The following is a 231-nucleotide window of genomic DNA, read 5'->3' as shown; positions in this document are numbered from 1 at the left end:
CAGGGCCGTGCCCTGGTTCGACTTGGGGAAGAAGGAGCTGATGTTGGCCATGCTGGAGGCGAAGTTGCCGCCGCCGAAGCCGCACAGCAGGGCGATCGCCAGGAACGTCAGTTAGGACGTCTCCGGATCCTGGACCGCGAAGCCCATCCACACCGCCGGAATCGCCAGTGACGCCGTGGAGACGGTGGTCCACAGCCGGCCGCCGAAAATGGGCACCATGAAGGAGTAGAA

1 pseudogene is annotated in these 231 nt (G+C 64.5%); it reads right to left on the bottom strand.

Features of this window, described 5'->3' with window-relative positions:
• A pseudogene (locus tag ACTFO6_RS20085) lies at positions 1-231 on the bottom strand (nitrate/nitrite transporter); the annotation flags it as partial.

Origin of the sequence: Pelomicrobium sp. G1 (assembly GCF_051905455.1) — a bacterium.
Lineage (GTDB): Bacteria > Pseudomonadota > Gammaproteobacteria > Burkholderiales > UBA6910 > Pelomicrobium.
Note: the sequence above shows the minus strand (reverse complement) of the source record. Positions and strands in the feature narration are given on the sequence as shown.